The sequence below is a fragment of the Persicitalea jodogahamensis genome, assembly GCF_014651615.1.
Lineage (GTDB): Bacteria > Bacteroidota > Bacteroidia > Cytophagales > Spirosomataceae > Persicitalea > Persicitalea jodogahamensis.
Genome location: NZ_BMXF01000003.1, coordinates 545,732 through 561,184, shown reverse-complemented (window position 1 = coordinate 561,184; position 15,453 = coordinate 545,732). Strand labels below are relative to the sequence as shown.

At 46.8% G+C, this 15,453-nt stretch carries 13 protein-coding genes; 5 read left to right on the top strand and 8 right to left on the bottom strand.

Annotation, left to right across the window (positions count from 1 at the left end):
- Window positions 1–93: 93 nt before the first annotated feature.
- Window positions 94–3,450: a VCBS repeat-containing protein gene (locus IE117_RS17695; RefSeq protein WP_229581080.1), complete on the top strand. Its 3,357-nt coding sequence runs from the start codon at window positions 94–96 to the stop codon at window positions 3,448–3,450.
- Window positions 3,451–3,465: 15 nt separating this feature from the next.
- Here the strand turns inward: IE117_RS17695 and IE117_RS17690 are convergent, their stop codons facing one another.
- The 4 genes from IE117_RS17690 to rpoN are packed head-to-tail and all read right to left on the bottom strand — an operon-like array spanning window position 3,466 to window position 9,365.
- Window positions 3,466–4,908 (bottom strand): hybrid sensor histidine kinase/response regulator, encoded by a 1,443-nt coding sequence (locus IE117_RS17690; protein WP_189565805.1) that lies wholly within the window; start codon window positions 4,906–4,908, stop codon window positions 3,466–3,468.
- Window positions 4,909–4,937: 29 nt separating this feature from the next.
- The gene (locus tag IE117_RS17685) at window positions 4,938–6,446 is read right to left on the bottom strand and encodes a sensor histidine kinase (RefSeq protein WP_189565804.1); all 1,509 of its coding nucleotides are present in this window, start codon (window positions 6,444–6,446) and stop codon (window positions 4,938–4,940) included.
- 11 nt (window positions 6,447–6,457) lie between these two features.
- The gene (locus IE117_RS17680) at window positions 6,458–7,885 is read right to left on the bottom strand and encodes a sigma-54-dependent transcriptional regulator (RefSeq protein ID WP_189565803.1); all 1,428 of its coding nucleotides are present in this window, start codon (window positions 7,883–7,885) and stop codon (window positions 6,458–6,460) included.
- Between the two features lie 25 nt (window positions 7,886–7,910).
- Window positions 7,911–9,365 carry an RNA polymerase factor sigma-54 gene (gene rpoN / locus IE117_RS17675; protein WP_189565802.1) on the bottom strand — a complete coding sequence of 485 codons (1,455 nt, stop codon included), beginning with the start codon at window positions 9,363–9,365 and terminating at the stop codon, window positions 7,911–7,913.
- A 224-nt stretch (window positions 9,366–9,589) separates the two neighbouring features.
- On the opposite strand from rpoN, the gene IE117_RS17670 reads away from it, so the two are divergent.
- Together IE117_RS17670 and IE117_RS17665 are read left to right on the top strand one after the other, a co-directional pair.
- Window positions 9,590–11,068, top strand: a complete 1,479-nt coding sequence (locus IE117_RS17670; RefSeq protein WP_189565801.1) for a sensor histidine kinase — start codon at window positions 9,590–9,592, stop codon at window positions 11,066–11,068.
- Window positions 11,069–11,101: 33 nt separating this feature from the next.
- A complete protein-coding gene (locus IE117_RS17665; protein ID WP_189565800.1) occupies window positions 11,102–11,494 on the top strand; it encodes a response regulator in 393 nt (130 codons plus the stop codon).
- A 1-nt stretch (window position 11,495) separates the two neighbouring features.
- Here the strand turns inward: IE117_RS17665 and IE117_RS17660 are convergent, their stop codons facing one another.
- The 3 genes from IE117_RS17660 to IE117_RS17650 form a co-directional block, all read right to left on the bottom strand.
- The gene (locus IE117_RS17660) at window positions 11,496–12,032 is read right to left on the bottom strand and encodes a hypothetical protein (RefSeq protein WP_189565799.1); all 537 of its coding nucleotides are present in this window, start codon (window positions 12,030–12,032) and stop codon (window positions 11,496–11,498) included.
- The gene (locus IE117_RS17655) at window positions 12,016–12,384 is read right to left on the bottom strand and encodes a phage holin family protein (RefSeq protein ID WP_189565798.1); all 369 of its coding nucleotides are present in this window, start codon (window positions 12,382–12,384) and stop codon (window positions 12,016–12,018) included. The genes IE117_RS17660 and IE117_RS17655 overlap by 17 nt, the downstream gene beginning before the upstream one ends.
- A gap of 113 nt (window positions 12,385–12,497) precedes the next feature.
- Window positions 12,498–12,785, bottom strand: coding sequence for a YtxH domain-containing protein (locus IE117_RS17650; RefSeq protein WP_189565797.1), 288 nt, complete (start codon window positions 12,783–12,785; stop codon window positions 12,498–12,500).
- A 309-nt stretch (window positions 12,786–13,094) separates the two neighbouring features.
- Between IE117_RS17650 and IE117_RS17645 the strand changes: the two genes are divergently transcribed.
- Window positions 13,095–13,436 carry a response regulator gene (locus IE117_RS17645; RefSeq protein ID WP_189565796.1) on the top strand — a complete coding sequence of 114 codons (342 nt, stop codon included), beginning with the start codon at window positions 13,095–13,097 and terminating at the stop codon, window positions 13,434–13,436.
- Window positions 13,437–13,492: 56 nt separating this feature from the next.
- Here IE117_RS17645 and IE117_RS17640 read toward each other — a convergent pair whose 3' ends face one another.
- Complete coding sequence (locus tag IE117_RS17640; protein ID WP_189565795.1) at window positions 13,493–14,671, bottom strand: AI-2E family transporter; 1,179 nt, start codon at window positions 14,669–14,671, stop codon at window positions 13,493–13,495.
- Window positions 14,672–14,930: 259 nt separating this feature from the next.
- Between IE117_RS17640 and IE117_RS17635 the strand changes: the two genes are divergently transcribed.
- Window positions 14,931–15,356, top strand: coding sequence for a sll1863 family stress response protein (locus tag IE117_RS17635; protein ID WP_189565794.1), 426 nt, complete (start codon window positions 14,931–14,933; stop codon window positions 15,354–15,356).
- Window positions 15,357–15,453: the final 97 nt, after the last annotated feature.

Here is a 15,453-nt window from a genome sequence, read left to right as displayed (position 1 = left end):
AGAGCCGCTTTGTACTAAGAGCGGCTCTTCTTGTAATCATCTCCAATATAGACAAGCTATATTATTAAGTACGCCCTGGCATGTTTCGATAAAATGATGGTATTCAATAGCTTTTGGCGCAAATGTGCGATAATACTGTTTGGGGTCTCAGTTCTGGGCTGCCAGTCAGAAGAAAGTACGCGATTTTCATTACTCAATGGTACCGATACGGGGGTAGACTTTGTCAATACCGTGACCGAAACCGAACAGATCAACGTCCTGAAATACGGGTATTTTTATAATGGAGGTGGCGTGGCAGCCGGCGACTTTAACAATGACGGGCTGATTGACCTGTATTTTACCGGAAACATGGTAGCTGACCGTCTTTATTTGAATCAGGGAAATTGGAAATTCGAGGACGTGACGGCCTCAGCAGGAATCGAACATGGTGGCTGGAAAACGGGGGTATCGCTGGTAGATATAAATAGCGATGGCTGGCTTGATATCTATGTCTGTCGTTCTGCCGCGGATAATCCTGAACTACGCCGAAATCTCCTTTACATCAACCAAGGTGCGGCCTCATCTTCGCCCAACGAATCGGGAGGGTCAATTGCGCCAGTCCGATTTAAGGAAAGCGCCGCTGACTACGGCCTTGAGGACGACTCTTACTCTACCCAGGCTGCCTTTTTCGACTTTGACCACGATGGCGACCTGGATTGTTTCCTGCTGAATCACTCCCTTCAAGAGTACGCAGGATTCAGTAACCTTATCGGTGCTTTCCGCGAGAAAACAGATACACGATTTGGGAGCAAACTACTTCGCAACGACAATGGAAAATTCACGGATATTTCGGGCGATGCAGGTCTCAAGAGTAATGTACTGAGCTTTGGTCTGGGCTTAAACGTCAGCGACCTTAATAATGATGGGTGGCTGGACCTGTACGTTACGAACGACTACAACGAGAATGACTACCTCTACCTGAATCAACAGGACGGGACTTTTAAGGAAGTCGTCCGTGAGGCGATGGGACACACTTCATTCTATTCGATGGGTACCGACGCCGCCGATGTCAATAATGACGGTCTCATGGATATCGTCACCCTTGATATGCTGCCCGAAACGAATGATCGCATCAAGCTTACGGCAGGTGACGACAACTACGAAAAGTACCAAATGCTTCTCCGCTCAGGCTTCCACGACCAGACCATGCGGAATATGCTCCAGCTGAATCTGGGCAATGCAGAAACTACCATCGTTTCAGGCAAGACTCCGGTACCTGCATTTTCAGAAGTAGGTCAATTGGCCGGGATTTCCAATACAGATTGGAGTTGGTCCGCTTTGTTTGCCGATTTTGACAACGATGGCCTGAAAGATCTTTTCGTGACCAATGGCTACGCCCGGGATTATACTAATATGGAGTTTTTGAAATTTTCTACGGATAAGCAAATCGAAATCCAGAATGGTGCACCAATGCCCACTGAGATGGAAATAATAAACTCAATGCCGGCTATCAGCGTACCCAATTACATCTATAAAAATAAAGACGGACTGTCATTTGAGAAAATGACGAAGCCATGGGGTTTTAGTCAGAACAGCCAGTCCAATGGCGCTGCCTATGCTGACCTGGATAATGACGGAGACCTGGATCTGATTGTGAATAATATAAACGAGCAGGCATTTCTCTACCAGAATAACACCCGTTCGAACGAATACACACCCGATAGCACCCTATTCACCCAAATCACCTTGAAATCCCCAGTTGAGGCTTTCAAAATCGGGGCAAAAGTAAGCGTATGGGTGTCAGGAAAACCTTACTACCAGGAATTCCAGCCCGTACGTGGTTTTCAGTCGGCCACTTACGGGCCACTGCACTTTGGGCTGGGTCGGGCAAATAAAATTGATTCTGTGACAGTTAGCTGGACGGATGGCAAAAAGACGGTTTTATCTAATCCAGTAGCAAACCAAAAACTAGTCGTCGAGTATCAGCTGGCTAAGCTGTCGGGCACGAAGCATATTTCGCGCCCTCTTCCCTACTTCACGCTTGAAAACACCACTTATCAGCACGAGCAAATTCAAATCAACGATTTTGGAATCCAGCCTTTGCTGCCCGAAATGCGTTCCTATTCCGGACCATGTGTGGCGCAGGGCGATGTCAATGGTGATGGACGCTCCGACATTTACGCGGGAGGGGGGCGTGGTCAGGCGGCAGTATTGTTTTTACAAACTGACAACGGTTTCGAAAAATCTCCTCAGCTTTCCTTTGACGACGACCTGGATTTCGAAGACGGTGCCGCGCAATTTTTCGACGCTGATGGAGATGGTGACCAGGATTTGATAGTTGTTAGTTCTGGCTACGCTCTGGCAGTTGGTGATCCGCTATTACAGCCTCGCCTTTATCTCAATCATAACGGGAAATTTGTAAAATCCAATAAAATTCCTGTCTCCCCGGTGAATGCAAGAGCCGTAGTAACGGCCGATGTGGATGGTGACGGTGATGAGGATGTATTCATTGGTGCCAATTGTGTTCCGGGACGTTATCCCGAATCTCAGCCGTCATCCCTGTGGCTGAACGACGGACGCGGGAACTTTACCATTAGCGATGCTATCCGGTTCTCAGGATTAGTGACAGGTGTTGTTTTCACCGACCTCAATCGTGACCAACTACCTGATCTCCTGATTACGGGGGAATGGATGAAACCGACCGTTTTTTTGAATAACAAGGGCAGATTTAGCGAGAGTCAGAATTCTACGAAAAATTTGACTACCACCCTGAGCTACACGGTGTACAAAGCTGACCTGGATGGAGATGGGGACGATGATTTCGTTCTGGCAAACGCTGGACTAAATACCCAATACAATATCACAAGCAGCGATGGACTGAAAATGTACTACGGGGATTTTGGGCAAAACGGCCAGATAGTACCTCTAATGAGCCAGGTGATTGACGGGAAGGAATACCCTTACGCCAGCCGTGATGAAATTCTCAATCAAATTCCAAACCTGAAAAAGACATTTCAGAACTATATGGGTTACTCGAAAGCCACGATGGGGGATATTTTGAATACCAACCAGTTAGAGAAGGCACGCCAGATATCAGCTCACGAACTTCGGACGGGTATTCTTTGGAATGACGAGGGGCAGCTTACTTTTAAACCATTGCCTACTGTCGCACAATTCTCACCCGTACATGCCATTGCAGTAGGTGATGTAAACGGCGACGGCAAGTACGACTTGGTTTTGGTTGGTAACGTCACGCACACGCGGGTCCGGCTCGGCAAGAGTGATGCTAATAAAGGACAGGTATTTTTGAACCGGGGAGAGAAAAAATTCACTTTTCTCCCACAGACAGAATCCGGCCTTTGGGTGAATGGGGATGTCAGGGCAGCAACCATGACTAAGGGTTATCTGTGGCTGGGCATCAATGGAGGAGTATGGCATCAGTACTCACTGCAATCCAAATCTTTGCCGTGACCTGTCCCTGAAAACTTAGGTTGTTACTGCAATCGGGAAGCTTAGGGTAAATACCGTCCCGATTCCTTCCTGAGACTGCACATCTATGCGGCCGCCATGCGTCTGCACAATGTTTAAGGTACTTGCCAGCCCAATTCCCATTCCCGATTTTTTATCTGTGAAGTAAGGTTCGAAAACTTTCGTCATGTTTTCTTCGCTGATACCGGAACCGTTGTCAGCAACCAGAACCTGCACCTCATCGTCCACATTGCGGGTCGTTATTTTCAATATTCCGGAACCTTCCTCCATAGCCTCAATGGCATTCGTAATCAGGTTGAGAACCGCGATGCCGAGCATATCAGCATTCATTTCGATCTGGAAATCATCCGCTTCGTAGTGTTTTTCGATTTGAATTTTCTTCAATTTCAACCGATCGTGCGCGGATGCCAGTGTGGAGTCCAGAGCTTCATGCAGCGAGCCGCTTGTCAGCGCGAACTCACCGGGCCGGGAAGATTGGAGCAGTTGGGTGATAAGGTCATTGATGCGACCACAGTTACGCTTGATTATATCCGTGTAGAACTTCAGGTCCTCGTCTTCCAACTCTGACTCAAGCTGTTCGGCCGATAGATTGACATTGGTGAGCGGGTTACGCACTTCGTGAGCCAACATGCGTACCAGGCGGCTGGTTACAGCTAGTTTCTCCGAAAAAAGCCTCTCCCGCTCCGACTGCTTCTGATTGGTCGCATCGCGCAGCCGTCCCTGTACGTATGGAGCCAAATTTTCATTTTCAATGGTGGCAGAAAGCACGCCGAACTTTCGTTCCCCATCCTGATTAATGAATCTTATCTCTTGCTCCGTTACGTCTTTCTTGGCCCGAATGACTTCCCAAACCGGATTGATTTCGTACGGTTCAAAAAAAGCCTGAACTTCCCGGCCTCGCAACTCGCTCTCCTCTACGCCAGTAACGCTTACCGCCGCATCATTAAAATCCAGAATCCTGCCATCCAGATCGCTTATGAAAAGCATATCCTTCGATTCTTCGAAAATGCGTCGATAGCGACGTTCGCTTTGCCGCAACGCTTTTACGACTTTTGTTCTTTCCAGGGAATAGCGAAGGCTGCGCTCGAGCATAGGCGCATCCAGATCGCTTTTAACGAGGTAGTCCGCCGCTCCCAAACGGAGGGACTCAACAGCGATTTTTTCGTCGCCCTTGCCAGTCAACAAAATGATGGGTTCCTGACAATTGAGCGATACTGCTTCCTTGATTAAATCAATTCCGCTTTTTGAGCCCAGCAGGTAGTCGAAAATATATAGGTCATGTTTGCAGTGGGTCAGGCTGTCCACTGCCTTTTCGTAGGTAGGGCACCACTCCAATTTGAATGACCAGCCGGCCAACTCATTAAAACACGCACTTGTTAGAATAAAATCATCCTCATCGTCATCAACCAACAGGACATGGAGTGACTTTTCTTGCTTCATATTGGATTCAGATAGCGTTGCGTATAGTATCAGGACAATTGGGTGAGAGGAAGTATTATGGTAAAAGTAGCCCCTGCGCCGGGTCTGGCGGAGGCCATTATAATTCCAGCATGGTTTTCAACTACTTTTTTACAAACTGACAATCCGATACCGGCACCTTCATATTCCGACCGTCCTCTGAGCCGCTGAAAAATGGTAAAGATACGGCTGGCATCGTCGTCATCGAAACCAATGCCATTGTCACTGAATGTCAGCCGGATGTAGGCCCGATCGGACGGCAGTCCGTAGTTAATTTGTTCAGTTGGACTTAACTCCTCAGATTGAACGGTAATGACGGGAAGAATCGCTTCGTTGGTGAATTTCAAAGAATTCGACAGCAGATTCTGAAAGAGTTGCGCTATTTGGCTCGGAATAGCTTCTATTGTGGGCATCTCATCAATGCGGATCACAGCCTCTTTTTGTCTGGTGATCAGTTCAAGATCACTAAGTACCCCTTTGGCAATGATATTAAGATCCGTCTTTTCAAAGCCCTGCCGGGTCCGGGTAAGGCGGGAAAACTCGAGCAGATTGCTAATCATACTCTGCATTCTGCGGGTAGCATTAAGAATACGGTCGAGATACATTCCCATCTCTTCATCCAGCGTTTCCTTTCCTTTCTTTTCAAGACGTTCTCCGAAAGAAACGATTTTCCGAAGAGGCTCCTGAAGGTCATGTGAGGCTACGTAGGCGAATTGTTCCAGATCACCGTTGGACCGGTTTAATTCCTCGACTTTCTCCATCAATTGGCTCCGAACTCGCTTGATAGAGGTGACATCAACCACACAGCCGGTAATTTTAGGAGGATTTGCATCATCGCCCGGATGATATAGCGAACGGCTTTGGATGTACTTTTCCTGGCCCGTAAGTGTAATGACCCGGTATTCCAGCTCAGAAGGCTGGTCAATTTCAAAACTATCAGGCATACGCGCCAACACGCGCTCACGATCATCAGGGTGAATGTGTTCGATGTACCGATCGATACTCGCCGGGCATTGATTGGCCTCGGCTGGACTATAACCAAGCAAAACGTAGAGCCCTTCAGACCACTCTACCTGTTGACTGGTGTGATACCAGATATACGTGCCGAATTGTACTGTTTTCTCTGCATCACGCAGGATTTCCAGCACAATATCCTCCTTATTCTCAATTTCCTTGTAGCGGGTGATGTCGGTAAGCGTGCACAGAAAATGGTTTTCGTTGACGGGCGTATTGCTCAACCGGCACCAGGTACTTGTCTCAGCAAAGTAGGATTCAAAATCCAGCCCGGAAATCACGCCGTCTCCTGCAGCCATGTTTTCAGCCCTTTTCCCTGCAATGCTGTCCCAGCTTGCTCCATTAAGCTTTTTCAGGCCCGTCATCCGACGCGCCGATTCGTTTTCTACCGTACACTCGTACCCATCGCCATCGGCCTGTTTTTTGAATAGCAGGAGCCCGCTCGTAGATGCGTTCAAGAGGTGATTGATCCCGAACGAATGAAATATTTTTTTCAGGTCAGTCATGTCATTGTCCATTACTGCATGTCAAATTGCTTCATCTTATTGTAAAGTGTCTTACGATCAATATTCAACAACCGGGCAGCTTTACTCTTATTAAAATTTACCTGACGAAGCACTTGAAGTATCATGTCATATTCTGCTTCACTTGCTACTGTTTTCAAACTCGGATTAGGATCAAGATCAGAAACGGTCGGAAGCTCATCGGGTTCAGGACGTATCGTGAATTCCTCATCCATCTCCCGCAATTTCTGAAAATTTGCAATCTCGAAAGGGAGTGATTTTTCTTCGATGTAATCGCCCGCTGAAAGCAAAGTTGCCCGCTTGATCACGTTCTTTAACTCACGTAAATTGCCCGGCCATTCGTAATTCATGAAGTCTTCGACCACTTCCTTCGAAAAACCTTTGATTTTTTTTCCTAATTCCTGGTTGGTAGAATCGAGAAACGCATTGGCAAAAAGCATCAAATCGTCCTTGCGGTCGCGCAGGGCAGGTACTTCCATGCTGAACTCATTGAAACGGTAGTACAGGTCCTCGCGGAACTTCCCTTCTTTGGCAAGTTCCAGCAAACGCTCGTTACTGGCCACCACAATGCGCACGTCGAGGTCGATCTCCTTATTACTTCCTATGCGCCTCACTTTCCGCTCCTGTACGACGCGCAGCAATGCCATCTGAATTTCGTAAGTAAGGTTGGATACCTCATCCAAAAACAGTGTCCCGCCGTTGGCGAGCTCAAAGTGTCCGATTTTGGTTTGTAAAGCGCCGGTAAAAGACCCTTTTTCGTGCCCAAACAGCTCACTGCCGGCCAGCTCTTTGGAAATAGCGCCGCAGTCCATAGCCACAAAAGGCTTTTTGCTTCGATGTGATCGGTTGTGAATTTCGTGAGCGATGGCTTCTTTCCCCGCACCACTTTCGCCGTAAAGTATCACGCTAAAATTAGTGGGAGCCACCAGATCGATCTGGCGGTAGAGTTCGTTTGACACCTCACTGTTGCCGATGATATAGTCCGAAGAGAATTTCGACTTTCTTTTGGAGGTACTTTTGCCGGTAGATACCTGCCCGGTACTTTCTTCCTCTTCGTTGTCTGCATCAGCAAGCGCTTTTTTAACCGTAACCAAGATTTCGTCAGGGAAGAGCGGCTTGGTGATGTAGTCATATGCCCCCTGCCTCATCACGCTGATGGCAGTTTTGATATCAGAATAGCCGGTAATAATAAGAACCGGAACCTGGGGGAGTTTTTTCTTTATGCTGACGAGCAGATCGGCTCCTGTAATATCACCCAAACGAAAATCGGTCATCACCAGATCGGGCTTAAACTCTTCAACCAATTGAAGACCCCGTTTTCCGTTCTGAGCCGTCTCAACCTCAAATCCGCTTTTGGTAAGAAAGCGCTTCAACAACATGCAAATATCCGCCTCATCGTCAACTACCAGTACTTTTTTCATCAATAACTTTGTTTGGAATTATATTCTATATCTCTACACGTAGTCGCGAAGTCGGAATACCGAGTTGTTCGCGATATTTCGCCACCGTTCTCCGGGCTACCAGATAATCCCGCTTAGCGAGTAAATCAGTGATTTGCTGATCATTCAATGGGTGACGTTTGTCTTCCGCTTCCACAATTTCCCTGATAGCCTCCTGAATGGCCCGGTTAGACACCTCGGTTCCATCCTCCCTGGCAACTCCCTCAGTGAAGAGGTCTTTTAACAAAACAATGCCAAACGGCGTCTGCACATATTTATTCGTAGTGACCCGTGACACCGTCGAAATATCCATGTCAATAATCTCGGCCACATCCTTGAGGATCATCGGCTGGAGCTTCTTTACGTTTCCGGTCTGGAAGTACTCATATTGTAATTTCACAATGGCCTTCATCGTATTCAGCATCGTGTTTTCGCGCTGCTTGATGGCATCGATAAACCACTTGGCTGAATTGATCTTGTTTTTTAGAAACTGGCGGGTGGCCCGATCTGTTTTCTCTTCGGCCATTTTGGTAAACACCCGACTCATGCGCAATGCGGGGCTATTTCCCCAGGCAAGCTGCACCTCAATGTCGCCATCGTTAAGATAGCGCATCAAGAAATCGGGTTTGATGGAATGGTTCAAACTGGAATCACTGCGCAGCCCGGAAGCGGGCTTGGGATTGAGGGAAACTACCACCTGCAGGGCATCTTTAAGCTCATCCTCCTCGATCTCGAGCGTCCTTATAATTTTATCGTAATTACGGGTGCCCAGTTCATGAAAATAGTCGGCCACCAGTTTCCTGGCCAGTTTCCACTGAGAGGTATCGACATTGCGCCGGTCGAGCTGAAGCAACAGGTTTTCCTGCAAGTCGCGGGCCGCAATACCAGCTGGTTCAAGCTGCTGAATCAGGTGCAACATTTGCTCCACTTCCTCGGCCTTGATGTAAAGGCTGTTCGCGAAGGAAATATCGTCGGCAATGATGTCGCACTCCCGGCGCAAAAACCCGTCTTCGTCAAGGGAATCAAGAATAAAATCGGCAATGAGTTCCTGCCTTTCGTTCAGGTCCAGGAAATGGATCTGCTCTTTGAGTTCTTCCCGAAAAGACACAATCTCGACCATGGGACGAGTATACACTTCATCGTCAGGCGAGTAATTATTGGCATAAGTCTTATAATCGGGGATGTCGTTATCCCGAATTTCGTCCCAGTCATAGTAATCCTGCACTTCCGGAACTTCATCATTCCCCACCCCGACAGTTTCACCTAAGTCGGGTATATCTTCCAGGTCTTCCTTTTCTTTGGCAGCTTCATCTTTTCCCTCTTCAAGAACCGGATTTTCTTCCATCTCTTCTTTAATTCGGTTCTCTAATTCGAGGGTGGTCAGATGCAGCAAGTTAAGCATCTGAATCTGGAGGGGGGAGTACTTTAACGTCTGGCGTTGAACCTGCGTTTGTCTCTGCATATTGCTCAGTAGTAGGTAAGTTTTTAAGTTGGTTAGAAAATCTGGTTCCAGCACTTGTCTTCCGGGCCGTGTTTTTAACCCATTACTAACCGAAGTGTTTGAGTACAACCATCAAACGCGGCCTCGCTAGCGGATCGTAAACATTTTCAGAGCCGACACGATGCTGGACAATTTTTTGTAAGTTAAACAAATTGGGCAGGTTTTTTCCCAAATTGAGTAGTTTTGTGGAGAATCTCCGTCAGCATCCCACCTACATGAACATCTCCCCCGAAAGGCATTTTTTGAAACGTTCCCTTTCTGAGGAGCAACTCTCATGGGCGATCAGATTCCTTTTTGGCATCTCCGTTTTTCTGATCGTCATCCTGTCTATCAGCTACCATTCCATCAATCAAGAGCTCATTTTTTACTCTGAGAAAGTTGATCATACCCATGAGGTACTTGATAATGTGCAGGATATACGCACCAGACTTTATCAGGTGACTTACTATGGAAGGGGGTATTTGGTCATGATCGATTCGGTCAACCGCAGAAACATGCTGGAAAGGCTAGCCTCCGTACCCCACAGAATTGATTACCTATCCGAGCTGACCCAGGATAGCCCTACCCAACATGCCAAGGTCGATTCGCTCCGCCATTACTTTGCACTATATGAAAAATCGGTGGTGAATTTCGGCATGTCGGATCCTGCCAAATTGGATCTGAGCAGCAAACTGACATTGCTCAGAAACGGCACAAGCAAAACGGAGAATCTTAACGAAATTCTGGATCGAATAGCTTCTGTGGAAAACAAGCTTATGCAGGAGCGCATCATCAGCCGCGACAATTACAAGCAGCAGATTTTCCGGTTCAACTGGGTAATCATGGGTGTGGCCCTGGCCTTTCTGCTCTGTTCGTTTCTGCTTCTCGAACGCGAACTCAAACGCACGAAAGGGTACCGGATCGAACTCGAAAATCAGGTAGAAAACCTCAATCGCTCAAATGCCGAACTCGAACAGTTCGCTTACGTCGCCTCTCATGATTTGCAGGAACCGCTCAGGAAAATTCGTTCGTTTGCTGACTTATTGAAAACCAAGAATAAAGACAACCTGACAGAGGAGTCAAAGCAAATCGTGGGGAAGATAATAAAGTCAGCCTCACGTATGCAGCTGCTGATCGACGATTTACTGGCTTTTTCCCGCAGTATCGATTCTCCCAGGGAAATTGAGCAGGTCGACCTGAACGATATCCTTAGGGATGTGCGGGCAAACATCAAGGGCAAGATGCAAGAACATAATGCGGATATACGATCGGATACGCTTCCCACAGTGACTGGCTACGGCAACCAGCTTACTCAGCTTTTCGAAAATATTTTATCCAATTCCCTGAAGTACTGCAAGCCGGGTCTGTGTCCGGAAATAGTGATCACCAGTTCTGAAATTTCAGGGAGTTCGATTGCCGGAATCAGGGAGTCGCAGCTCGAAGATATTTTTCACCAGATTGTGATCAAGGACAACGGAATAGGATTCCGGAATGAATATGCCGAGAAAATTTTTGTGATTTTCCAGCGCCTGCACGGGCAGGACGACTACCAGGGATCAGGCATTGGGCTGGCTATTTGCCGGAAGGTAGTTGCCAACCACAATGGCTACATTATGGCCGACGGAGAGGAAGGAAAAGGTGCAAGATTTTACATATATTTGCCCCAAAATTCATCAACAGTGTAAAGGGTAAGAATGGAGGAGTTCAATATAATTTTGATGGCTGACGATGATGCAGACGATCGCTTTTTGGTACAGGCTGCCTTCGAGGACAACGACATTCATCATGAGATGATGTTCTTCGAAGATGGTGAGCAACTTCTCGAACACCTGAATGCCACACCCATCGAAGGCAAGACCCGTTTTATTCTTCTTGACCTCAACATGCCAAAAAAGGATGGCAGGGAAGTCTTGCGTGCTTTGAAATCAGATAAGATGCTGAGCAAAATACCAGTGATTGTCTTCAGCACGTCCAAGGCTCCGGACGATATACTCTCTTCCTATGAGCTTGGCGCCAATAGTTATGTCGTGAAGCCTTCCAGCTATGAGCACCTGAAGGAGGTCGTAAAAAAAATCAGTGATTTCTGGCTTAACACCGCCATTACCCCCTGACTCAGTTAACCGGAGGAATCATATCAGAGGGTGGGTAGGTATCTGAAACAGCGTTGGGCACGGGTTGATCTTCGACTGGCGTGGGAAGCGTTTCGACCGGCGGCTCCACTAAGACTGGGGGAATGGTTGACTCGACCAACACCAACTCCGTTGTTTCGGGAATCTCCTCGTCTTCTTCCGTAACGTCCTTGATCCAGTGTAATGCCTTGATCAATACTTCGCGGCCATACTTGTCCGTGTAGTTGAAGGCAAGATTCTGGGCCATGTGAGGAACAAACAAATTGAACGGAAAAGGCAATTTCTTCAAAACTGTCCTGGCAAGTACAGCATTGATTCCCATTTGCAATCCCATTCCAACCGGCCCCTTCTTACCCGTTTTACTTTTAACCATTTTCTTGGCTACCGAGGAAACAATCGCCAGTGGCTTTGCTTCTTCCTTCCATTCCCTTTGATCTGCGTCAAGCTGTGATTTGGCCAGCTGCAAATCATTATGAGCCTTGGCCCGCTGCGCCTTCAGATCATCATATGAGTTTATCATCTTTGTTTCGGTAAAGTTTTTTCAAAAAATTATTCATTAACGGCAGGAATAGCCAATTGTTACGATTAACAAACACCAACCCTCCGATCAAACCATACAACACCGCAACCAGCAAAAATCCCAACGCACTACTATCCGTCAATTCTCCTAACCACAACGCGAGCGAAATGCTGGCGAAGACCAGAAAGAACAGACCCAGAACCGCCAGTATGAGCCCCATTACAATAGAGGTAACAAGATTGGCAGTTTTATCAGAAACGTCCAGGGCAATCAGATTCCAACGAGCTTCGGCGTAATCGATCAGATGCTGATACGTGAGCTCCACTTTCTCTTTGGCATCTTTAAATATCATAGATCAGTTGTTTAGAGATGAGTAAATATTCCGCTAAGCTCTTACCAAAAGAGGTAACACTAGCTTGGCACTTAGTGTTACCTCTTTTTAATTGGCAAAGCTGCATACCAGCATTACTTCATCTTATTGACGGTGCTTTTGGCTTCGTCCATCTGCTCGTCAGCGGCATCAACAGCATCGTTTTTAAAGCTGCTTGCCTTGCTCACTACACGGTCAGCCGTATCCTGAACCTTGGCCTTGCCTTTTTCGAGCGCTTCAAGGGCTTCATTAGCCCAATCATTCGCCGATTTCTTTATTTTTTTACGAGTCTTGGTTCCGTCTTCAGGTGCGAATAGCATACCAACAGTGGCACCAACGGCGGCGGCGATAAATATGCTGAAGAAAACTTTGCTGTTATTCATGGTAATCCAGTTTAGATAAATGGGTGATTAAAAATAGAGGTGATAATTATCAAATTTACGTTTATTGGGACTAAAAACCTATACCAAACGCTATCGAGCCGTTTTGAACGGTGTTTATTACGAGAGTGTGTATTTTTTTACACACCGTGAAGATCAATTTGCTGAAACCAGGAATCAACGTCCAGCGATTAACAAATCCAGGGCTGGCAGGATTCTTTACTTATAGCAGGAAGTGGTACGCTTTTCTGTACAGAATGCGCAATTACTAGGGCAGTAATAAATCCACACCCACCTTTGTGCAGAGAAAATATGAAAGTCGTTATAATTGAGGATGAAGTAGAACTAGGTCAGTTGATTGGTAATTTTATTCGTCGCAAGGCAACTACCAACACTGTCAAGACAGCTACGACAATTCACGACGGACTCCTGTACGTGGAAGAATTCCACCCCGATCTGGTTTTCCTTGATAATAACTTGCCGGATGGTAAAGGAATTAACATCATCGGCGATATAAAGCGGATGGGCGATTTACGAATCGTCATGATGAGTGCCATGACCAACCTTCGGGAGGAAGCATTGAAAAAGGGGGTAGATTTCTTTATTGATAAGCCTATCAGCTTTGTAGAGATCCAGAAAATTCTTAATGAGTAGAAACCGTGAGCACTCAGGCAGGTAAGCCTTCGTGTCGATCATGCTCCATTCCTATCTCAAACTACCCCTACATCCAAAGATTCTTTCTCTCTTTTGAGGTCGTCAGATCCGACTACCTCGGCCGAACCCGCGTCTTCTGGAGTTTCATGCTCAGGCTCGACCTGGAATCGCGCGTCAATTTCATCTTTCTGAGGTTCTCCCAGTACATAACCGAAGGCTTTGAGCCGTTGGGAATGGTCGAATATGACTTTAAGAATGGCAATTGACGGAAGTGCCAGGATCATTCCCGGAATCCCCCACATCATTCCTCCCAGAAGCAAAGCCACAATGGCCATCAACGGATTTATGCTGATCTTGGAACCGACGATGTAAGGTGTAATGAAATTCCCCTCCAGAAACTGAATGCAGAGGAATACGGCCCCTACTCCTACTGCGTACATGGCAGAGTCTTTAGTAACCAATGCCATCATTATCGGTAGAGAGGAACCAATAATTACCCCCACATAAGGAATGAGGAGCAGCAGTGCGGCAAAAAAGCCAAAGAATACGGCATATTTAATCCCGAAAACAAGCAGGGTAATGGTGTTGAGCGTTCCGACAATAACCATCACCGTGAACAATCCGGCCAGGTAGTTGTGGATGACATCATAAATACGGAACAGAATCCGGTTCACTCTTTTTTTCTCCTTCTCGCCTAACAGGTTGTAGAGGAAGTTACAGAAAAAGGTACGGTAATAAAGCATGAAAAACATGTACAACGGGATAAGCGCGATGTCCGCGATAATCGCGGTTGTAGTCAGCAGGGCAGACGATCCCGTATTTTTAAGCAGGTTGGCCGACATATTTTCCAAATCATCGATCTGGGTAGTTGTCTGGAAACCGAAGGTTTGGCCCACCCATACTTCGAATTGCTGAAACATGATATTGGCTTTTTCGTAAAAGGTAGGCCACATATAAATCATGTCCGAAATCTGCATGAAGGAAACGTACAATATACCGGCTATCAGGCCCAGAAAAAGAGTGAGCGTGAGTACAATGGCCGGGATCCTTTTCAGGCCCCTGTCTTCGAGCTGCAAAGTAATAGGGGAAACCAGGATAGAGAGTAGCACGGAGACCAGCAACGGGACTAGAAAAGATTGCAGAATGATGAGCCAATACACTGTGATAGTGACGATGATCATCATGGCGCAAACCTGTACTGGTTTGGAACTCTCGGAAGTTTTGAAAGAAATCATTGGAAGAATATTCGCTCACGCCTGCTGACACAATTCCCACGCCAGGTTTAGTATCTGACCTGCGTTCGGTCACTTTACAAAGAAACGATCAAAATTGAGTAAATAGGTGCCCGTAAAGTAAATCTTCGTGAACTTCTTTCCACAGTTTGTCCTGACGGCGTAGGGTCGAGGCAATGGTTTGGTTTTGGATAGGCCGTTTGGTAATGAAAGTTAAAACAGACTTTCACTTTCGTAACTTTAACAATAACACTACAACAAAATGAAAAAAGTAACCCTACTAGTCTCCGCTCTGTTATTGGGAGCCTCCCTCACATTTACCTCATGCTCCGAAAAAGCGGAAAATGACGCTGAAGAAACCACCGAGCAAATCGGTGAGGACATGGACGACGCCGCCGACAACATGGGCGACGAGTTCGAGCAAGGTCGTAATGAACTCCGGAACGAAATAAACGACGGAGTGGACAAGCTGGATAAGAAAATAGAAGAAGTGGACGCTGAAATCGAAAAAGCTACGGCTAACGAAAAAGCGCGCTGGGAAAAGCGTAAAGCTGAACTTGAAGAGGAACGGCAGGACCTTAAGGCTTCATTGGACGATCTCGGCGATCGGACGGAAGCGAACTGGGAGGAATTTAAAAGCGACGTAGATCGTAAAATGGAGAAGATCAAGGCCGATCTGGAAAGCTAGACTTTCTTGATTCTCTTTTTTTAGACCGGGTTGGAAAGATTCCCTTTCCAACCCGGTTTTTTTTGGCCACATCACGGGAAAAGACAGGTAACAAAAA